This window comes from Liquorilactobacillus vini DSM 20605 (assembly GCF_000255495.1).
In the GTDB taxonomy this organism is placed as follows: domain Bacteria; phylum Bacillota; class Bacilli; order Lactobacillales; family Lactobacillaceae; genus Liquorilactobacillus; species Liquorilactobacillus vini.
The window spans coordinates 1-18,831 of sequence record NZ_AHYZ01000020.1 but is presented as its reverse complement, the minus strand read 5'-3'; the positions used below and the strand labels follow the sequence as shown (position 1 = coordinate 18,831).

The 18,831-nt window shown below is 37.4% G+C and carries 22 protein-coding genes and 1 pseudogene; 15 read left to right on the top strand and 8 right to left on the bottom strand.

Going from position 1 to position 18,831, the window contains the following annotated elements; genetic code table 11:
- Positions 1–209: 209 nt before the first annotated feature.
- The gene (gene galU, locus ON15_RS00885; protein ID WP_010579581.1) at positions 210–1,094 is read right to left on the bottom strand and encodes a UTP--glucose-1-phosphate uridylyltransferase GalU; all 885 of its coding nucleotides are present in this window, start codon (positions 1,092–1,094) and stop codon (positions 210–212) included.
- Between the two features lie 227 nt (positions 1,095–1,321).
- Here galU and ON15_RS00880 point away from each other — a divergent pair, with 227 nt between their 5' ends.
- A complete protein-coding gene (locus ON15_RS00880; RefSeq protein WP_010579580.1) occupies positions 1,322–2,500 on the top strand; it encodes an IS256 family transposase in 1,179 nt (392 codons plus the stop codon).
- A 4-nt stretch (positions 2,501–2,504) separates the two neighbouring features.
- Here ON15_RS00880 and ON15_RS00875 read toward each other — a convergent pair whose 3' ends face one another.
- The 3 genes from ON15_RS00875 to prgP form a co-directional block, all read right to left on the bottom strand.
- Positions 2,505–2,717 carry a transposase gene (locus ON15_RS00875; protein ID WP_010579579.1) on the bottom strand — a complete coding sequence of 71 codons (213 nt, stop codon included), beginning with the start codon at positions 2,715–2,717 and terminating at the stop codon, positions 2,505–2,507.
- Between the two features lie 350 nt (positions 2,718–3,067).
- Positions 3,068–3,361 carry a DNA segregation protein PrgO gene (gene prgO / locus ON15_RS00865; RefSeq protein ID WP_010579578.1) on the bottom strand — a complete coding sequence of 98 codons (294 nt, stop codon included), beginning with the start codon at positions 3,359–3,361 and terminating at the stop codon, positions 3,068–3,070.
- A complete protein-coding gene (gene prgP, locus ON15_RS00860) occupies positions 3,345–4,250 on the bottom strand; it encodes a ParA superfamily DNA segregation protein PrgP (RefSeq protein WP_010579577.1) in 906 nt (301 codons plus the stop codon). The genes prgO and prgP overlap by 17 nt, the downstream gene beginning before the upstream one ends.
- Positions 4,251–4,680: 430 nt before the next feature.
- On the opposite strand from prgP, the gene ON15_RS00855 reads away from it, so the two are divergent.
- The 3 genes from ON15_RS00855 (at position 4,681) to ON15_RS00845 (ending at position 6,810) form a co-directional block, all read left to right on the top strand.
- Positions 4,681–5,733: a replication initiator protein A gene (locus ON15_RS00855; protein ID WP_010579576.1), complete on the top strand. Its 1,053-nt coding sequence runs from the start codon at positions 4,681–4,683 to the stop codon at positions 5,731–5,733.
- Positions 5,734–5,842: 109 nt separating this feature from the next.
- Positions 5,843–6,610 carry a Fic family protein gene (locus tag ON15_RS00850; protein ID WP_010579575.1) on the top strand — a complete coding sequence of 256 codons (768 nt, stop codon included), beginning with the start codon at positions 5,843–5,845 and terminating at the stop codon, positions 6,608–6,610.
- Positions 6,611–6,630: 20 nt separating this feature from the next.
- Complete coding sequence (locus ON15_RS00845) at positions 6,631–6,810, top strand: hypothetical protein (RefSeq protein ID WP_040524608.1); 180 nt, start codon at positions 6,631–6,633, stop codon at positions 6,808–6,810.
- On the opposite strand, the pseudogene ON15_RS00840 reads toward ON15_RS00845, so the two are convergent.
- A pseudogene (locus ON15_RS00840) lies at positions 6,800–7,078 on the bottom strand (hypothetical protein). The gene ON15_RS00845 and the pseudogene ON15_RS00840 sit on opposite strands and share 11 nt — an antisense overlap.
- 45 nt (positions 7,079–7,123) lie before the next feature.
- Entirely contained in the window at positions 7,124–7,309 is a 186-nt protein-coding gene (locus ON15_RS00835; RefSeq protein WP_010579573.1) for a hypothetical protein, read from the bottom strand.
- Between the two features lie 262 nt (positions 7,310–7,571).
- Between ON15_RS00835 and mobQ the strand changes: the two genes are divergently transcribed.
- The 5 genes from mobQ (at position 7,572) to ON15_RS00810 (ending at position 11,056) form a co-directional block, all read left to right on the top strand.
- Entirely contained in the window at positions 7,572–9,632 is a 2,061-nt protein-coding gene (gene mobQ / locus ON15_RS00830) for a MobQ family relaxase (RefSeq protein ID WP_010579572.1), read from the top strand.
- A 124-nt stretch (positions 9,633–9,756) separates the two neighbouring features.
- On the top strand, positions 9,757–9,936 hold the full coding sequence (locus tag ON15_RS00825; protein WP_026049410.1) for a hypothetical protein: 180 nt from the start codon (positions 9,757–9,759) through the stop codon (positions 9,934–9,936).
- Between the two features lie 59 nt (positions 9,937–9,995).
- On the top strand, positions 9,996–10,364 hold the full coding sequence (locus ON15_RS00820; protein ID WP_010579571.1) for a type II toxin-antitoxin system RelE/ParE family toxin: 369 nt from the start codon (positions 9,996–9,998) through the stop codon (positions 10,362–10,364).
- Positions 10,364–10,621: a helix-turn-helix domain-containing protein gene (locus tag ON15_RS00815; RefSeq protein WP_010579570.1), complete on the top strand. Its 258-nt coding sequence runs from the start codon at positions 10,364–10,366 to the stop codon at positions 10,619–10,621. Before ON15_RS00820 ends, ON15_RS00815 begins: the two co-directional genes overlap by 1 nt.
- Positions 10,622–10,681: 60 nt before the next feature.
- Positions 10,682–11,056 (top strand): energy-coupling factor transporter transmembrane component T family protein, encoded by a 375-nt coding sequence (locus ON15_RS00810; protein WP_010579569.1) that lies wholly within the window; start codon positions 10,682–10,684, stop codon positions 11,054–11,056.
- A gap of 61 nt (positions 11,057–11,117) precedes the next feature.
- Here the strand turns inward: ON15_RS00810 and ON15_RS00805 are convergent, their stop codons facing one another.
- Complete coding sequence (locus tag ON15_RS00805; protein WP_010579568.1) at positions 11,118–12,482, bottom strand: ClC family H(+)/Cl(-) exchange transporter; 1,365 nt, start codon at positions 12,480–12,482, stop codon at positions 11,118–11,120.
- A 304-nt stretch (positions 12,483–12,786) separates the two neighbouring features.
- Between ON15_RS00805 and ON15_RS00800 the strand changes: the two genes are divergently transcribed.
- From ON15_RS00800 to ON15_RS00780, 6 genes are all read left to right on the top strand, one after another.
- The gene (locus ON15_RS00800) at positions 12,787–13,521 is read left to right on the top strand and encodes a Cof-type HAD-IIB family hydrolase (protein WP_010579567.1); all 735 of its coding nucleotides are present in this window, start codon (positions 12,787–12,789) and stop codon (positions 13,519–13,521) included.
- The gene (locus ON15_RS12260) at positions 13,484–13,585 is read left to right on the top strand and encodes a hypothetical protein (RefSeq protein WP_141630449.1); all 102 of its coding nucleotides are present in this window, start codon (positions 13,484–13,486) and stop codon (positions 13,583–13,585) included. Before ON15_RS00800 ends, ON15_RS12260 begins: the two co-directional genes overlap by 38 nt.
- 169 nt (positions 13,586–13,754) lie before the next feature.
- Positions 13,755–16,019, top strand: coding sequence for a ribonucleoside-triphosphate reductase, adenosylcobalamin-dependent (gene nrdJ / locus ON15_RS00795; protein ID WP_010579566.1), 2,265 nt, complete (start codon positions 13,755–13,757; stop codon positions 16,017–16,019).
- A gap of 25 nt (positions 16,020–16,044) precedes the next feature.
- Positions 16,045–16,431 (top strand): DUF4430 domain-containing protein, encoded by a 387-nt coding sequence (locus tag ON15_RS00790; RefSeq protein ID WP_010579565.1) that lies wholly within the window; start codon positions 16,045–16,047, stop codon positions 16,429–16,431.
- Positions 16,428–16,982 (top strand): ECF transporter S component, encoded by a 555-nt coding sequence (locus ON15_RS00785; RefSeq protein WP_010579564.1) that lies wholly within the window; start codon positions 16,428–16,430, stop codon positions 16,980–16,982. Before ON15_RS00790 ends, ON15_RS00785 begins: the two co-directional genes overlap by 4 nt.
- Positions 16,982–17,515 carry a cob(I)yrinic acid a,c-diamide adenosyltransferase gene (locus ON15_RS00780; RefSeq protein ID WP_010579563.1) on the top strand — a complete coding sequence of 178 codons (534 nt, stop codon included), beginning with the start codon at positions 16,982–16,984 and terminating at the stop codon, positions 17,513–17,515. Before ON15_RS00785 ends, ON15_RS00780 begins: the two co-directional genes overlap by 1 nt.
- Positions 17,516–17,669: 154 nt before the next feature.
- On the opposite strand, the gene ON15_RS00775 is transcribed toward ON15_RS00780, so the two are convergent.
- Positions 17,670–18,527, bottom strand: a complete 858-nt coding sequence (locus ON15_RS00775) for a transporter substrate-binding domain-containing protein (RefSeq protein WP_010579562.1) — start codon at positions 18,525–18,527, stop codon at positions 17,670–17,672.
- Between the last annotated feature and the right edge of the window lie 304 nt (positions 18,528–18,831).

Here is an 18,831-nt window from a genome sequence, read left to right as displayed (position 1 = left end):
ACAAAAATGAAACTAGGCGGCACATCGCCGATAAAATATCGACTCCGTGCCGCCTAGAAAAGACAAGCAACTATTCACTTTAGCTTTTGGGGTACACCTCAATTACGCTTATTGGGTAGAGCCTCTTTAATATAACATAAAAAATAGCTAAATCTAAAATTTTTAATTACTTGGTGATTTTTGAAAAGTCTTTTCAAAATGAAAAGTACTTATTTTGTAGATTTCATAGCAAAAACGGTTTCTTTGAGATATTTTTTTAAATCACCAGCTATTTCTGGATTTCGTAATCCAAATTTGATATTAGTTTCCAACCAACTTAATTTATTACCGGTATCATATCGTTCACCCTTAAACTCATGAGCAAATACTCTTTGAGTTTGATTAAGAATGTCGATGGCTGTGGTAAGCTGAATTTCACCACTTGAATCTGGTTGAGTTTCTGATAGAGCTGTAAAAATTTGTGGTGTTAGTACATATCGTCCGATAATTGCCAGATCACTCGGAGCAGTCTGAGGATCCGGCTTTTCTACAAAACGCTTCACGTTATATAAACCTGGAGTAACTTGTTTAGCGGGATCAATAATACCATATTTTGACACATCTTGGCGAGGGACTCGTTTAACTGCCAATGTTGCGGCCCCGGTTTTGGTAAAACTATTGATTAATTGTTTGGTTAATGGAGTTTTATCTCGTGTGACATCATCACCTAATAACACAGCAAAGGGGTCATTTCCAACAAAACTTCTGGCAGTATAAATGGCATCGCCTAATCCATGTGGATGAGGCTGACGAGTAAAATAAATATTCATATTATTGGTCTTGCAAATCAACTTAAGTAAATCATTTTTACCACGTTTAGCTAGATTAGCCTCCAATTCAGGATTAGCATCGAAATGATTTTCAATTGACCATTTTCCCTTGCCAAGGACAATTAAAATATCCTTAATTCCCGACTGCTTAGCTTCGCTAACGATATATTGAATAGTTGGAGTATCAACAATTGGCAACATTTCTTTAGGTAAGGCTTTTGTTTCAGGAAGAAAACGGGTACCTAAGCCGGCAGCAGGGATAATAGCTTTCGTTATTTTTGACATTGCTTTAGCCTCTTATTATTTATAATATGATGAACCATTAAAGTAATATTAATCAACAAAAATTATATCACTAATAAGAGCAAAAATATAAACACCTTATTATGAATGCTAAGGGGAAATGAGAGTATAAAATAGTTTGTGTAAATGAATAAAAATCCTATTGAAAAGGGAATCCCTTCCCCGTATGATTAAATCATCCAAATCAAACCAAAACGGAGGAATTCCCCATGGATCAGTTTACCAAAGATTTAACCAAAACTCTATTATCAAATGGCGATATTAAAGAACTTTTTCGTCAACAACTCGAAACAGCTATTAATCGAATCTTGCAAGCTGAACTAACAGCCTTACTTGGTTATGATCCTTATGACCGCAGTGGCTTTAATACTGGCAATTCTCGTAATGGCCAGTATTATCGTTTAATTGACTCTGAATATGGTAAGTTGAAGATTGCTGTGCCGCGTGACCGTAAAGGCCATTTTCATAACCACCTGCTTCCAGCCTATTCTCGTCGTCAGGACGCTTTAGAAACAACAATCATTCAGCTTTATTCCAAGGGCGTTACGACCCGTGAAATTGCCGATTTGATTGAAAAAATGTATGGTTCCTATTATTCAGCTACCACTGTTTCTAAGATCACTGCTCAGGTAACTAAACAGATTGAAGCTTTTCATCAACGAGCTATTAAGGCAAACTATGTTTGTCTCTTCTTAGATGCAACTTACCTACCTTTACGCCGTGATTCAGTTCAAGGAGAGGCAGTCTATATTGCTTTAGGTATTACACCTGTCGGCATCAAAGAAGTTCTTGATTATCGAATCGCTCCAAGTGAAAATGCAGGAGTTTGGTCAGAAATGGCAGAAGATCTTAAAAAACGTGGATTAGAACAAGTCCAGTTGATCATTGCAGATGGAATGGTTGGTCTGCAGCCAGCATTATTGCACGCTTTCCCGAAAGCTAAATTTCAAAGATGCCTAGTACATGTTATGCGCAATATTGGTTCGCATGTGCGTTTAAAAGATCGTGAGGCGATCTTAAATGACTTTAAAGAGTTGCATTCAGCGACCGATGTAACTGCAGCACACAAGATCTTAAATGATTTTTATGGTGCATGGGGGAAATCGTATTCCAATCTGATCCAGCAACTTAAATCCATTGAAAATGAACTACTAGCTTTCCTGAGTTTTCCTCCGGCCATTCGACCGACAATTTATTCAACCAATATCTTAGAATCACTGAACAAAAGAATCAAACGCAAGACCAAACCCAAAGAACAGTTTCCAAACGAAAAATCTTTAGACAATTTTATTGGAGTTCAAGTCATAAGTTACAACGAAAAATACTTCAATCGTAGCCATCGTGGTTTTGGTCAAGTCAAAGACACATTAGAATCACTTTTCGAATAATGGTTTAATTTTGCCGGGGAAAGGGATTTTCATTTACACAAACTTCTTGACACTCCCGGCTGATGCCAGTTTGCTTATCTTTAGCATAACGTTTAATCCAAGCATAAATGTTTTTATCTGAAATACCATATTCGCTAGTCAGATCTTTTACCTTTTCCCCATTTTGATAAAGAGACACAATCATCTTCTTAAAATCAATATCATATTTAGTGGCCATATAGGATATCTCCAATCTTGATAAAGATATTCTACCAAAAGCTGTCCATAATTTATACTAGCTCCAACGGCTCCACCCACTCCTGAAAAAACGTTCCAAAAATTTTTAAGTAGACGACTATCAAAGAGTCTCACTTTATTCATGCTAAAATCCACCTTTAAATAGTTATAATTACTATAAATTCTACCCGTAAAACTAATGTTTTTCCTACAATACTAGCGCTTGACCATTGGCTTAAGCGAATTGGTCGTACTGGCTATTATGAAATCATAACTCTAATGACGTTAGCCACCTTCAATGCATTAGATATATTCAGTATATTAAATATATCTAGTATACTGAATATATTTTCACTTATTTTGTTTCAGTTCAAAAAGCTTTCGCTCATTTTCTGGTAAGGTTTCAATATATGCTTCCAAAGCTATCTCCACAACTTTATACATTGGGATATCCTTAGCGTAAGATAAAGACCCAATCATTTTCAAAACTGGTGGATCAACTTGCACAGGTTTACGGTCTTTAGCATTATATTTTTTTTCACCATAATCAATCTGTACATCATCCGTAATCTTAATATCATCGGCTTTAATTTCTTCTAAATGATTAATTCTATTTTTTTCAGTGTTTTTATTGATTAATGCCATTTAATTCAATCTCCTTGCTTTTAGCTAACTCTTTATTATTGTCAATGTCATAGTATTGTGGTGTAAACTTAAAATCCACTACATCACCAGTTAATTCAAATGACTTAATTCTTAATTCTAACTCTAATAATAAATCAGCAAAGATGGCCCAAATCTTTCGATCTTGATAATCATCTAAAGTAATACCATGTTCTCCAAAACGATCCAAGCGTTCAAGCTTTTTAATAACTGTGAAAAAAACGTTGTCTCTGCCATACCGTTTAACAGTTTCTTCATAATTTATTTGTTGCTGCTGTTTTCTATTCTGAAAAATAGCTGGTAAAACCCCAGCGACTTGAAAATGAGCATCCTCTGGAAATGCATTAACCATAGGTGTTAAATAATTAGCAATTAGAGATGCTGTTCCATCCATTGAAAATCGCTTAACTTCCTGGACAGGAATAATATAATCACAGCACATCATAATCGCATCAACAGCATTATCTGTACTTGGTGCAACATCAAAAAAAATATAATCATAATCCTCTTTTATTTCATCAATTAAACTTGTTAAAAATAAATAACGTTCCCGCTTACTCTTGCTATGATCAAGAATCCACTCATTTAAATTATGTGTTCCAGCTGAGCCTGCAATAAAATCCAAATTAGGTGATAATGAAAATATAGCATTTTTAAAAGTACCTTTCATAACCGCATTAGTAAAAGATTGTGGATACTCAACATTTTTAAAAGTTCTACTCATATTTTGGGTACTATTAGCCTGAAGATCAACATCAATTAACAGCGTCTTTTTTTGAAAAAGTTGCGAAGCCACTAAAGCAATCATATCCGTATCGGATGTCTTTCCGACACCACCCTTTAAATTTGTAAAAACTATGACATAAGCCATTTATCTTCCTCCAGACATTTACTATACTTAATATACTAAATATATTCAATATAATAAGTATATTACATATACTGGATATATTCAATATAATAAGTATATTACATATACTGGATATATGTAATATAGACACTTTGTAAAAAATATATTTAGTATAAAAGTCTTGATTTAAGGAAATTTAAAGTGTATTCTTACACCATAAAGATTTATTAAGCTTTATCTTTAACAAAAATAAAGGGCCTACTCAAAGAGAGTAGAACCTAATTCCAATTCATCCAGAAAAATAAAAAAGCCTGTCCGCCCGACAAGCTAGTTTAATACCCTAAAAAGAATACATTATGTAAGTTGATTATATCACGAATTTTAATAACTACAACTTCAGGATATCAAACGAATTTATTTTTCTCCGACAAGCTAAAGGAGAGTATAAGTTATGAAAGAACCACATTTTTACAAAGCTCAAGAAATTTACGGAGAAAACTTTCTTCAACTACCAAAAGTTTTATTTACTAATTCCAAATACATAAGTCTAAGCAATGACGCTAAAGTTGCTTATGCACTTTTAAAAGATCGGTTCAATTACTCAATCAAAAATAATTGGATTGACGAAGAAGATAATATTTATTTTATTTTTACAAATAATGAATTAATGAAACTTTTATTATGTGGGAATAAAAAAACCGTACGTATAAAAAAAGAGCTGGAACAAGTAGGCTTATTATTTCAAAAAAGAATGGGTTTAAATAAACCTAATCGTCTATATTTATTAAGACCTGAGGTCACAGCAACAGATGTTCACAAGCAAATAAACGCTGAAAACGTTGATAATAGCGGAAGTGTCAAAACGACACTTCCAGAAAACGTTGATAATAGCGGAAGTGTCAAAACGACACTTCCAGTAACAGCAACAAACACAAGTGCTGAAACCCTTGATAATAGCGGAAGTGTCAAAACGACACACAATCTATATAAAGAATATAATTTAGATACTAATAGATACAATAATACAGATACTAAAAAACCATCTGATTTTAAAACAACAACAAATTTAAAATTTCCACAAGAAAAAGTTATTGCACAAAATCAAGATCTACTAAAAAATGCAGCAACATTCTTAACTGATCCTGATACAGGGAAACATTTCTTAAATCAGGAAAACATACGACTTTTGCAACTTTGGAGTAATGATCCTAAAGATTTTAGACATTTTTGTACAATTGTGTTAAATGCTAAAAACGCTGTAATCAAAGAACACGAAGAATTTAACGAAATTCCAAGTCTGCTCTATATGAATTCAGAAGAAAAAGTTTTACAAGAATTGATAGGAAATGTAGTTCGAAGCTGTTTTAACTATGTTCGAAGTGGTAAAGAGATTAAAAAAAGTTTTGATAGTTTTATGTTTGTGTCGTTAAGAAATGCGTTGGAAACATATGCTGCTAAAGAGCTGGTAAAGCTAAATAAAGAAAAAGCCGCCCTAGAAAGGTAAAAAACAAGGTATAGAGAGCTTTAAATAATTAATCTAGGTAAAAGGACATAATGCCCCTAAAACTTGTTAAACAGCTTTTAAACACGAAATAAAAGGAGGGTATAAAATTATGAATAATCCATACAGTAAAGAGTATCTAAAAGATGTACTAATTCGTTTTGCATATCATTCAACAGGAATTGAGGGGAATACCCTAACCTTAAATGATACTAGATTGATTTTAGCGTATGGCCAACTTCCAAGTGAAAAAGGGCATTCTTTAAGGGAAGTTTTTGAAGTCGAAAATCACCGACAAGCTTTTGATTATCTTTTTAAAGAAGCAGCAGACAAAAGACCTTTTTCACCGCTGATAGTACGTAATTTTCACAAATTATTAACCGATCATATTCTTCCAGACGGAGGACAGTATAAGAGCCTACCAAACTATATTCAGGGTGCGGAGTTTAAAACGGCAGAACCTTTTGAAGTGCCTAACAAAATACAAACCTGGTGTAATCAACTTAATCAATCATTTCAAACTGATAAAAGTCTTGATGATACTTTGACTACTTTAATGGAAAAACATATTGAGTTTGAAAGAATACACCCATTTAGTGACGGTAATGGTAGAACAGGCAGAATGTTAATTAACTATGGCTTGGTTTTAAAAAAGGAACCGATATTGGTTATTGAAAGAAAAAATCGTGATGAATATATCCAATATGAAGTTAATGAAGATGTACCAGGACTAGTTAAATATGCAAGAAATAAATTAGCTAATGAACGAGAACGTATGCTAAATTTTTATCAAACGGCCGAGAGGATAAGAGCATTTCAAAAGAAAGAGTTCAATTTACTTCAAAAGACCACGAAGCCGTTTCTAAAGAACAACGAATAAGGAAATTAAATGATATCCAGTTGAACAAAGAATATACTAAGCTGAATAAAGTAAATACCAAACAGCAAAAAGAACTAGATTTGATCAGAAAAGAAATCAGTAATCGAACTCAAAAACAGCTTAAAGAATTTGCTAAACAAAATCCAGAAGTTGGTTTACAAAAAAACAAAGAAAATAAAAAGGACAGTCCTAATTTGTAGGATTGTCTTTTTTGAATTTATTAGGCTTTTTGTTTTTTATATAGTCAGAAAAAATGTTCAAAAGTTGTTCTGTTTCAGCAGCATTAAGATTTTAAATTTCAAAATATTTATCTAAGAGTGCCCCTTTTTGAATTAATAGTCTAGTTCGCTCTTTTCTTTTTTTAGTATTTTCAAAATATTTTGATTGACGAAGTCTGAAATCTGCTTGCTCTATTTTCTGTTTTAAGTGAGCTTGTTGTTTGACTAACTTTTCATATTGATTAGGCATAATACAACCTCATTATTTAAAATTGACCATGTGCTTGATCTTGTTTTAGAAATTCGGATATTTTTTTGACAAGGACTTGATCTGATCATTAGATAAACTAGCATAATCTAAGTTTGCTTGGTTGATAATTTGCTTGCCTAGTCGTTGTTCAATCCTATTTTTTTCGTTTTTAATTCTTTGAGTTATTTCTTTTAATTTGGCTTCCTGCTTTTGAATTGATGTTTTAGTCATACTTAAGCCACCCCTTTTAAATCAAATATAATTATTATTTATCCTATCATACTTTAAAAATATGATCAATTATTAAAAGTTGAAAAATTTAGGGTCTGATATTACAATAAGGATAAGTTAGGCAATCATAAAGCTAAGTGAAACGAGGCTAAGGCGCACTTACACGTCATCATAGATGACGTTGTGCTAAAACATAAAAATGTGTGTCAGAAGTCGCCTATGGCGACAACAAATTCAAAAGCAAAAAAAGGTGGTGACTGATATGGCAATTTTTCACATGAGTTTTCAAAACATTAGTGCAGGTAAAATGAGAAGTGCAGTTGCAAGTGCTGCTTATCGTAGTGGCGATAAATTGTTTGATGAAAAAGAAAATAGAAGTTATTTCTATGCTAGATCAGTTATGCCAGAAAGCTTTATTTTAACTCCTAGGAATGCACCAGAATGGGCGAGTGATAGAGAGAAATTATGGAATGAAGTAGAGAGAAAAGACCGGCGAGCGAACTCACGCTATGCTAAAGAGTTTAACGTGGCTTTACCAGTTGAATTAAGTGAAGATGAACAGAAAGAATTATTGACAAAATATGTACAAGAAAATTTTGTTGATGAGGGTATGGTTGCCGACGTGGCAATTCATAGAGATCACCCAGATAATCCGCACGCCCATGTGATGCTAACGAATCGACCTTTTAACTCAGATGGTAGTTGGGGCCAAAAATCAAAAACAGAATATATTTTAGATAGTCATGGTAATAAAACAAAGACCGCTGCAGGTAATGTTAGAAATAGAAAAATTTGGCTGGTTGACTGGGATAAAAAAGAGAAAATTAATCAATGGCGGCACACCTGGGCTGTTAGTGTGAATATGGTTTTAAAGGCAAAAAAACTACCAGATCGAATTAGTGAAAAATCATATCCAGAACAAGGTATTAATGAAGTATCAACAAAACATGTAGGAATTAATAGCAAGCGCCATGAACGAGCAAGCTTTAATCAACAAGTAAAAGAGAGTAAAAAATTAAATGCACAGTACAATAATGTTAAAGAAAAACTCGGGCGAAAAAGACATTTGGATATGCTTAGCAAGTATTTCTCATTCAACGAAAAGAAATTAGTTAAAGAGCTTAGTCATGAACTAAAAACCTTTGTTAATTTGGAAACGATAGATGATAAACGCAGAATGCTTTTTAATTGGAAAAACAGCCTGTTAATTAAACACGCGGTTGGAGAAGATATAACTAAACAATTATTAATGGTTAGTCAAGAAGAAAATTCATTAGAAAAGGCTGATCAGCTTTTGAATACCGTCACAGATCGAACGGTTAAAAAGCTTTATCCGGAAATTGATTTTGAAGCAACAACAATGGCTGAACGGCGTGAGTTGATTAAAGAAACAAACAATGAAGAAACTGTTTTTAAAGGAGCAGAATTAGCAGAAAGATTGGCCGCAATCCGTGAGGATTTGTTGACCCAACAAATTTTGTTATTTACTAAACGACCTTATGTTAGTTGGAAGTTCTTGTTAAAGAGTGAAGAAAACGAGAAGAATGTATTAGAGCAAGTTCTTAAAACCCAAGGCAATACCTTGAAAGATTTAAGCCATGCAAAACGAGGGATTTTGGAAGTTTACACACCAAAGCAGCAACAATTAATTGCTAGAAAGATAAAAGAAATTCGAACAATTACTCAAATTAAACAAGTTATTAAGATTCAATATCAGGTAATTTTACAACGAGCTTTCCCACACGGTGAATTAGATCAGCTTTCAATCACGAAACAAGAGCAAGCTTATACAGCTGTAATGTATTACAGTCCAGGGGTCAGACCTTTTAACCAGCAAGACTTAAAGCGCTGGCAAACAGAGCCACCGGTAATGTTTAACTCAACAGAACATCAGCAAGGGTTAGCTTGCCTATCAGGTAAAATAGCGATAGATCAACTAAAAAACAAGCATTTACAGTTGGTCTTGCGCCATGATGGAACACGGCAGTTGTTTATTGGCGAGTGTCAAACTGATAAAACAGTTGAAAAGAGCCAAATAGCCCAAGCTCAAAAAAAAATAAAGGAACAAAGGGAGAAATCAGACCAATATCGTGGTCAAAAGCTAAACAATTATCAGCCGACAAACTATAAACCATTAAAACCAAAACATTTTTTAGCGGTTACATTTAGTGATGTAATAATGCAGTTTTTATACGCAAAAAATGAAGAAATAGATAAGAGAAAGCAACAAAAAGGACTAAAAGAAACAGAATGGGAAATGACGAAGAAACAGCGACAACATCAGATTAGAAACCGGCATGAAGGTGGTGGCCTGCATATGTAACAAAGTAATATAAATGTAAAAAAATAATGTGCATACAAATACTCAATTAAGAACCTGTCCGTTTTTCAAAAAGAGAAAATCCCTGCAAATTTACTTTGTCGAAAAGATGGAAGGAAATTGGAAAATGTTAATTAAAGCAATAATTAGCAAATGGACAATGGACAAATTAAAAGTAAAAAGGGAAAGAAATTTAATACCAAGTGAGTTATCAATTTTGAGTAGTAAAGATGATTCCAAATATATCAAAGGAGTTAGCAGTGCCGGAATAACGAATTTGAGAGCGAAAAAATTTGTAGAAATATAACTTTCATGTTATATTTAAGGCAATATGGCATATGAGCTATATTGAAAGTGAGAATATTTATGTATGAGATAGAGGCTTATGAAGACAAAAATGGCCATAGTGAAATTAAAGATTGGTTAGATGAATTGAATGAGAGTAAACAAAAAGATGATCAGAAAGTACTTAAGAAAGTTCGTTATCAGCTTAAAGTTTTGGCAGAATTAGGGCCTGACATTCGGCCACCTCATTCAAAGATACTCAAGGGGTATAAGTATCCAATCATGGAATTAAGGCCACAACCAGAAAGAATCTTCTATGCCAGTTATAATGGTGAAAGCTTTGTTTTGTTAAGTCATTATATGAAAAAACAAAATAAAACGGATGAGCGCCAGGTTGAGCATGCAATTACTTTATTAGAAGATTGGCTAAAAAGAAAGGGGAAGCAGTGATGAAATTAGCAGAGTTAGAGACCAGTTTTTCTTCAATTCCAGACGATGAAAAATTTATTATTGATACGATGGCTAAATTATATGCAGAACGGATTAAAAATAAGGTCTCGCAACAAGAATTGGCAAAGCGAATTGGCATGAAACAGCCACAGATAGCCAAGCTTGAGATGTTGGAATCTATTCCAACCCTAAAGACCTTAAATCGATATGCTAAAGGACTAGGCTTGAGGCTAAAAGTAGGCTTAGTTACAGCATAAAAGTTAAAAAGGAAAAGCCTGAGTTTACGATTGCCCTGTTGAATGGGATGTTGATTGACGATGACAACTGGGGTCAAAGAACTGCTGTTAAGTCTCCACCAGCATTTAAAACTTTCGGCCACTTTTGCTTATGGCTTGCTGGCAGCTTTCAATTTATTAGCAAAGATCCGTTATCAGTACCACCAGATCCAGGCTTCGGCTTTAATGCGCGGTCAAGTCTATCATTTTTGGCAGCCAGGATTATATTTGCGCATCATCATTACGGCCTTGAATTGGTCCGGCGATTTAGCTGAAGCCATGACCTCACAAGGCTTTTCTGAAGGGCAAAAACGAACTGAGTTTTTGGTTGATCCGTTGCCCAAATGGCAATGGTTTTTAGCTGGCTGTCTGATCATCCTTTATTGTTGGGCGGCTTTTTTCTTGCGGCCTTGGTAAAATAATTTTTAAATTGAATTAAAAGCGTTTTGAAATCTAAACTGATCGCAAAACGCTTTTTTTAATTATGCTTCAGTAAAAAATCTTTAACATCACCCATCTTGCAGTTGTCAACTAAAATCGTCAGCTGATCTTTAGGCTGCAAGATAGTATCGCCTTTAGCAACGAATTGTTTTTTACCGCGGGTGATCTGAGTTAAAATTGCACCGCTCGGCCAAGTGATCTGTCGTACTTCTTTGCCTGTCAAGCTGCTGACTGGCGAAATAACAAAGTTGAATTGATCTAAACTGCCAGTCAAACTGGTCAGTTGCTGATTTAAATGCATCCGAGCTGCCAATGATTCATAGATCGGTGCTCCGCCCATTAAATCCACGACAACATACGCCAACAGCGAAACCGCCGCTAATGGCATCAAATGAGCTAGCGAGCCGGCCATTTCGGTGATCAAAATAATTGCGGTAAACGGTGCTTTGCTGATGCAAGCAAAATAACCGGCCATTGCAAAAATGATCAAGTTAGGAATATAAACTGCCGGCAGCAGACCGATCGTATGCAAAGCCGTCCCGACCAAAGCACCAATCACCGCTCCTAAAGTCAAGATCGGCAAAAAAATACCACCCGGAACTCCGGAACCAAAGGAGACTGCTGACAACACAAAACGCAAAATAAAAACGAGCAGCAGCATACCAACGTCCCAGCCAACGTGCGGCAGCATGACGATCAAAGAATTGCCACCGCCAATGATCTGCGGCAGCCATAACGCGACCGGCAAAACACATAATAACATAATAATTGTGTGGTACTGATTCGGGATCCGCGAAAACAGCAGATAAAACCGCGAACTTTTGAGTGTTGTCTGCTGATATAAATACCCCAAAACTCCCAGCAACAATTCCAAAATAAGCAGTACCCAATAATATTTCAACGGCATACTTTGCTGGTAGCGGATATATAGCACCGGCGTCAAACCGAAGACCCGCTCTGTTACCAGATCGGCCATCAAAGCGCCACTCAGCGAACCCAGCCAGAGTAAAGCCGAAAAGCTGTGGGAAACTTCCTCTAAAACAAACATCGTGCCAGCCAGCGGAGCACTAAAAGCAGCTGATAAACCGGAAGCGGCCCCGGCTGCCACCAGCAAGCGCCAATTTTGTCGGTCAGTCTGCATTTTTTCAGCATAAGCTTGGCCGATCGCCGCACCTAACTGAACTGACGGTCCTTCACGTCCCAAAAAGCCACCCGAGCCAATCGCTAAAACACCAGCCGTAAATTTACGCCAGACGATCGACCAGGGATGATTCAGTGTTAATTTATCTGCTAGCTGCAATTCGACTTCCGGGATCCCCGACCCTTTAACGTGCGGTTCAGGTTTGATGATCCAGCCGATCAGCCAAGTGATTAAACCAAACGAAATAAAGACAACTAACAACCATTGCCAAGAATTTTTAGCTAAGCCATATAAAATTTTCCAATTTTTTAGTGAGTATCCGATCAGCTAGCGAAAACAGCTGACAACTAAACCAACAGATAAACCGATCAGGATACTCCAGCCGATCACTTTTAGTTTGAATGATGGGATTTCTTTCAACGCTTAGAACCACCTTTTTTATCTGATAATTCTAATGTAGCACAACGCCTATTTTAAAGAAAACCATAATTTAAAGATTTTAGTTGAAGCCTTTTCAAAAACACGTTATGATTAAGACAGATTGTGAAAAAAGGAGCATCTTGCCATGATCAAAGCAGTTGCCGTCGATATGGACGGAACATTTTTAAGAGATGATAAAAGCTATGACCAGCAGCGCTTTTTACAGATTTACCAGCGAATGAAGCAAAAAAATGTCAAATTTATCGTTGCCAGCGGCAATCAGTATCAGCGGCTGCGCCAGTATTTCCCCCAAGTAGCTGACGAAATCAGTTTTGCTGCCGAAAACGGTGCCCTGGTGATCGTCCGGGCCCGTGAGATCTTTTCCGGCAGTTTTACTAAATCCGTTGTCAATCAAACCCTCTTGCTTTTAGAAAAAATGCCGCAGGTGCTGCATATCAATGTCTGCGGCAAAAACAGCGCTTATATTTGTAAAAATGATCCGCCCAAATTTAAAAAACTGTCGCATTTTTATTATCCGGCACTTAAAGAACTGGATTCATTTCAGCAGCTGCCGACAGATGAATTCTTCAAAATCAATATCCATGTTATAGATGGTCAGGGAAAATACATGCAGGAATTCATCCCGCAAGCAACAGCTGGAAAAGTTGCGGCTACTTCCGGTGGCAATGACGACCTTGATTTGATCGTCCCTGGTTTGAACAAAGCTTTCGCCCTCAAAAAGCTGTTAGCACATTGGCGGATCAATCCGCGTGAATTGATGGCTTTCGGTGACGGTGGGAATGACTTAGAGATGCTGCGATTGGCTGGTTACAGCTATTGCAATGAAAAACGGCAGTCGCGAAGTTTTACAGACGGCTAAATATCAAGCGCCGACTAATATGCAAAGCGGTGTCTTGCAAGTCTTGGAAAAACATTTCAGTTGAAAATATTTTGAGCAGAATTTTTTATGATTCAAAGCAAAGCTGCAGCCGGATTAGGATGCAGCCTTTTTTTGATATTTTTTCATCTTGTGCAACATGTTGTATCTAAAATAAAGTGGTGCTACCATATACAGTGCTAGCAAAAACATTAGTGCAAGAAAGGAACATTAAAATGTCTGTCATTAAAAAAATAATTCTTAACCAAGATTTTATCGCTCAAATACTTAAAACCTGTCAGCCACATTGGGGAAAGCTGGGCTGGGTCACCTATAAACGGACTTATGCCCGCTGGTTGCCAGAAAAACAGCGGACCGAAAATTGGCCGGAGACCGTTAAAAGAGTCGTTGAAGGCAATATCAATCTTGACCCGCGGCTGCAAACCGCCAATCCAACTTCACAAGTTATCGATGAACTTACCACTGAAGCTCAGGATCTTTTTAAGCTGATTTACGGTTTAGCTGCCACACCTTCAGGTCGAAATTTATGGATCTCGGGAACTGACTATCAGCAGCGCAATGGTGATGCGTTAAACAACTGCTGGTTTATTGCCGTCCGGCCGCAAGCTTATGGTCAGAGTCATATCATACCGGCTTATTTAGATCAGCAACAGCCAGCTCCTTCAATGCCGTTTGCTTTTATGTTCGATCAACTAATGAAAGGCGGCGGCGTGGGCTTTTCAGTCGTATCACAAAACGTGGCACGTTTCCCGCAAATTGCTCGTCAGGTCAAACTCACGGTCACGATTTCCTCCAAAAGCCGTTCGTATACTGATGCTCTAAAATCTGGGGCAGTTGACGCAGAAAAATGGCAAGCTACTCATCAAACTGCTGATGACCAAGCAAAAGTTGCTTATTATCAAGTACCAGATTCACGTGAAGGCTGGGTCTTAGCTTTAGCAAGGTTGATCGATGCTCATTTTAATTTGAAAAAGGTTGCTCCGGCCAGTCAAATCGTGCTTGATATGAGTCGGATCCGACCAAAAGGCACGCGGATCAAAGGCTTTGGCGGTACAGCTTCCGGTCCGATGCCGCTGATTGAAATGCTGCTAGACGTCAATCAAATCTTGAACACAGCTCAAAGTTCAGCTGCTTCACGTTTGACCGCTGTTGATTGCACCGATATCGGTAACCTGATCGGTAAAGCAGTCGTGGCCGGCAATGTCCGCCGCTCAGCTGAAATGGCTTTAGGTTCGGCGGCTGATCAGGATTTCATTACCATGAAACAAGATCAAACCAAGCTTTATCATCATCGCTGGGCTTCAAATAATAGTGTTGCCGTCGATTCCGGCTTTGCTAATTATGAACCAGTCGCTGCTTCGGTCGCCAAAAGCGGTGAACCGGGGATTGTCAATCTTGATTTAGCTCGCAATTACGGCCGGATCGCCGATGGTTACCATCCGGGGATCGATGGTGCAGTTGAAGGGACTAACCCGTGCGGCGAAATTTCTTTGAGTAACGGCGAACCTTGCAATTTATTTGAAGTTTTCCCTTACATTGCCCAAAAACAAGGCTGGAATTTGACCAGGGTCTTTGAATTAGCGGCCCGCTACGCTAAACGAGTAACTTTTAGCAATTATGATTGGGAAGTTTCTCGGCGGGCAATTCAAAAGAATCGCCGGATCGGCATTTCGATCTCTGGTATCCAGGATTGGTTTTTAGCTGAATTCGGCAAACGAGTCGTTACCGGATTTACAACTAAACAGGATCCAAAAACCGGTCAAACAATCAAAGAGCCAATTTATGATCCGGCAATCACCAAACGCATTGATCAATTGTACCAAGCGGTCAAAACAGCCGATCAAAAATACTCTCAGGAATTAAATTGCCAGCCTTCGATCAAACTGACCACCGTCAAGCCATCCGGCACGGTCGCCAAATTAGCTGGAATGTCTGAGGGGATGCATTTCCACTATGCACCTTATTTGATTCAGCGGATCCGATTTCAAGCTAACGACCCATTGTTGCCGGCCTTAAAAGCTTGCGGCTATCACATTGAACCTGATGTTTATACTAAAAATACGATGTGCGTTGAATTTCCAGTCAAAGCGATCAATGCTGATGATCCGCATTTTGCTTCTGCTGGAAATGTTTCGATCGAAGAACAATTTGCCACTCAAGCCTTTTTGCAAAAGTATTGGTCCGATAATGCTGTCAGTTGTACGATCACTTTCCAGCCAAAAGAAGCGGCCAAAATTGCTGGCTTGCTTTATCAGTACCGTTTTAACACTAAGTCGACTTCACTTTTGCCGTATAGCGGTGCTAAATTCAAACAAGCCCCAAAAGAACCGATCACTAAAGCGGTTTATCTGGAAAAATTAAAGGCGATCACGGGTGACGTTGCTGCTGTCTTTGAGCAGCAAAATGGCGGCCATGATCAAAAAGATGCCGCTTTGATCGGTCAAAACGACTGTGCAACAGGGGCATGCCCGATCAAATAATCATACTTAGAAAGAAGTTTCGATCATGTTCAAAAAAATCTTTAAATTTCTCTTAGTAATTTTTAGTGTCGGCGTTATTTCTGGCTGCAGCAACAGTTCAGCGGCAACGCAGACTAAAAGTTCAACGAACAAAATTACCGTTGTTTATCAGTTAAAAAATAATAAAAAGACTTTTGCAACCAAAAAAGTTAAATTAGCTAAACATTCAACTGTGTTAAAGGGTCTGAAAAAAGCTTGGCCTGTTCAGCAAAAAAAAGGTTTTGTCACCCAAATCGATCATCGCAGTCAAAAACCGAAGCAAAGCAAATATTGGCTGTACACGGTCAATGGCAAACAAGTCAATAAGGGAGCTGCCAGTCAAAAATTGACCAACCATGATAAAGTTGTCTTCGATCTGCAGGTTGCTAAATGAACCAGCTCGATCCTAGCAACCACGACCCGGAATTCCTGCAGCTGCGTAAACTAACACTGATCGGTGTTTTGACGGCCGTTTGCGTTGCCAGCCGGATCATTAAGATCCCACTCCCCAATGTTCAGCCGGTCACCGATATTTTAATGATCACGACTTTATTTTTAGGCATAAGTTATGGCTTGCCCTTAGCAGTCTTGACGATGATCGTCTCAAATCTGATCTTAGGTTTTGGTATTTGGACGATCCCGCAAATTTTAGCCTATTTGATGGTAATTTTAACGATTTTTTTGTTGCAAAAAGTCTTGCCATTAAAAAAATATTTTGGCTTGCAGTTTTTGTTGAGCGGCCTGCTAGGATTTGAATATGGTTTTTTTGTCAGTTTAGGAATGACGATTTGGGGTGGCCTAGCGGCTTTTTGGGCGTATTATTTGAATGGCATATTATTTGATGCCTTTCATGCACTGGGTAATTTCTGCTTTTATCCGCTGCTTTATCCGCCACTGCGCTTGTTAATCGCTAAATATTCAGCAAATCAAGGAGAAAAAAATTAATGAAAATTTACACTAAAGTTGGTGATCAAGGTCAAACAAAACAAGCCTCTGGAAAAATGGTCAGTAAAACTGATCCACAAATCGTGGCTTTAGGCGACTTGGATCAGTTACAGTCCTGGTTGGGCCTCGTAATCAGCTGGCTATCTCCAGCTTGCAAAGAATTGAAACCGTTGCTGCTTAAATTGCAAAGAAAACTTTACCAGCTGCAAGCGCAAATCAGTATTAAAAATTATTCAACCATCACGGCGACTGACACTGCTGAATTGGAAAAAAAGATCGATCAGTGGATGGCAGCAGTCCCGGCAATTCATGAATTTATTTTGCCCGGCGGTAAGCCAACCGGAGCTGGTTTGCAATATGCCCGGACGCTTGCTCGTCAAGCTGAGCGGGCTGTCGTCAAGCTAGCTGAAATTCAGCAGCTTGAGCCAGCTGTTTTAACCTATTTAAATCGTTTATCGGATTACTTGTTTGCCATGGCCCGCTATGCTAACTATTTAGATGGTGAACCAGAAATTACCAGCAAAACTAAATAGTGCCTAGATTTACAAAATAATTTTCTGCCAGCGTTATACTATCCAGCGCTAGTTCTTAATTACCGTTTAGCCTTCAAAAATTATTTAAAAGTTTAAATCCATTGTGATAAAAAAACTAGCTGTCTTGAAAACAGCTAGTTTTTTTATTTCAAAATTATTTATTAATGATCACATCAGAGGACTTAACATCGGAACTAAAGTATGGTTTCAAATCATGATTATAAGATTTTTCAAAGAAGCCTTGTTTAGTCAGTTTATTAATTTCTTTGTTGGTCCATTTCAGCAGTGACTTGTTGCCCTTCTTGACAGCTGGTGCGATATATGATCTTTCACCTAATTGTTTGATGCCGACTTTGTAGTCTGGGTGTGATTTAGCCCAAGCATAAAGATAAGTATTATCATCAGCTAAAGCAACACCACGTTTGTTCTTCAAAGCATTGAATTGCTGTGTTTTAGAATCAAATTTCAACAAATTGACGCTCTTTTGTTCTTGAGTAAAGTAGGTTTCAGCTGTCGTACCTTTAGTAACAATGACTTGTTTACCTTTTAATTGGCTGACATTTGTGATCAAATTGCTCTTTGGCGAAACAACGCCGACCGAAACTTTCATATATGGATTAGCAAAGTCAACGACTTTTTTGCGATCTGGCGTAACGGTAAAGTTGGCTAAAACTAAATCGACTTTGTTGGAAGATAAGGCATCGACTCGGCTGTCGGCATTGACTTGAACAAATTTGATCTTAACCCCCAAGTCTTTAGCGACTCGGCGTGCCAAAGTAACATCATAACCGACCCGTTTGCCATCTTTGTTGACCCAGCCATAAGGCTTTAAATCCCCAAAAACGGCCACTTTGATCGTGCCGCGCTTTTTGATCGTTGCGACTGAACTTTGATTATTCGAACTAGATGAAGAACTTGAACTCTTCGATGAACCGCAAGCCGTCAACGTTAAAGCAGCGGCTGCTAAAACTGCCCCAGTTGCAATTAATTTTTTTAAACTGAATTTTTTCATAAGATTCCTGAATTATTCATAGTTCATTAAAAGCCCGTCAGTTTTCGTATTTTTCCGAAAACTGACGGGTATGTCTTTATCTTTTGCTGAAATACGATGTTTATCAGTTCTAGCTAGTGAGATCTTTCAACTAACTCAGAATTGCTTTGAACTTTTGGATACACTTGTCCCTTGATTGTACAGATTTTTTTAAATTTTGCCGGTTATTCAATAGCCTGGATATGCTGTAGAACCTGGTAGAACAGCCGATGGTAAACATGATACGAGCTCAGTCGCAACTGAATGCGTCAGCCAGTATGCACGA

What these genes read in the sequence shown, in the direction of transcription:
- galU (WP_010579581.1), bottom strand. Translation starts at nt 1,094, where the DNA reads ATGTCAAAAATAACGAAAGCTATTATCCCTGCTGCCGGCTTAGGTACC.
- ON15_RS00880 (WP_010579580.1), top strand. Translation starts at nt 1,322, where the DNA reads ATGGATCAGTTTACCAAAGATTTAACCAAAACTCTATTATCAAATGGC.
- ON15_RS00875 (WP_010579579.1), bottom strand. Translation starts at nt 2,717, where the DNA reads ATGGCCACTAAATATGATATTGATTTTAAGAAGATGATTGTGTCTCTT.
- prgO (WP_010579578.1), bottom strand. Translation starts at nt 3,361, where the DNA reads ATGGCATTAATCAATAAAAACACTGAAAAAAATAGAATTAATCATTTA.
- prgP (WP_010579577.1), bottom strand. Translation starts at nt 4,250, where the DNA reads ATGGCTTATGTCATAGTTTTTACAAATTTAAAGGGTGGTGTCGGAAAG.
- ON15_RS00855 (WP_010579576.1), top strand. Translation starts at nt 4,681, where the DNA reads ATGAAAGAACCACATTTTTACAAAGCTCAAGAAATTTACGGAGAAAAC.
- ON15_RS00850 (WP_010579575.1), top strand. Translation starts at nt 5,843, where the DNA reads ATGAATAATCCATACAGTAAAGAGTATCTAAAAGATGTACTAATTCGT.
- ON15_RS00835 (WP_010579573.1), bottom strand. Translation starts at nt 7,309, where the DNA reads ATGACTAAAACATCAATTCAAAAGCAGGAAGCCAAATTAAAAGAAATA.
- mobQ (WP_010579572.1), top strand. Translation starts at nt 7,572, where the DNA reads ATGGCAATTTTTCACATGAGTTTTCAAAACATTAGTGCAGGTAAAATG.
- ON15_RS00825 (WP_026049410.1), top strand. Translation starts at nt 9,757, where the DNA reads ATGTTAATTAAAGCAATAATTAGCAAATGGACAATGGACAAATTAAAA.
- ON15_RS00820 (WP_010579571.1), top strand. Translation starts at nt 9,996, where the DNA reads ATGTATGAGATAGAGGCTTATGAAGACAAAAATGGCCATAGTGAAATT.
- ON15_RS00815 (WP_010579570.1), top strand. Translation starts at nt 10,364, where the DNA reads ATGAAATTAGCAGAGTTAGAGACCAGTTTTTCTTCAATTCCAGACGAT.
- ON15_RS00810 (WP_010579569.1), top strand. Translation starts at nt 10,682, where the DNA reads ATGACAACTGGGGTCAAAGAACTGCTGTTAAGTCTCCACCAGCATTTA.
- ON15_RS00800 (WP_010579567.1), top strand. Translation starts at nt 12,787, where the DNA reads ATGATCAAAGCAGTTGCCGTCGATATGGACGGAACATTTTTAAGAGAT.
- ON15_RS12260 (WP_141630449.1), top strand. Translation starts at nt 13,484, where the DNA reads ATGAAAAACGGCAGTCGCGAAGTTTTACAGACGGCTAAATATCAAGCG.
- nrdJ (WP_010579566.1), top strand. Translation starts at nt 13,755, where the DNA reads ATGTCTGTCATTAAAAAAATAATTCTTAACCAAGATTTTATCGCTCAA.
- ON15_RS00790 (WP_010579565.1), top strand. Translation starts at nt 16,045, where the DNA reads ATGTTCAAAAAAATCTTTAAATTTCTCTTAGTAATTTTTAGTGTCGGC.
- ON15_RS00785 (WP_010579564.1), top strand. Translation starts at nt 16,428, where the DNA reads ATGAACCAGCTCGATCCTAGCAACCACGACCCGGAATTCCTGCAGCTG.
- ON15_RS00780 (WP_010579563.1), top strand. Translation starts at nt 16,982, where the DNA reads ATGAAAATTTACACTAAAGTTGGTGATCAAGGTCAAACAAAACAAGCC.
- ON15_RS00775 (WP_010579562.1), bottom strand. Translation starts at nt 18,527, where the DNA reads ATGAAAAAATTCAGTTTAAAAAAATTAATTGCAACTGGGGCAGTTTTA.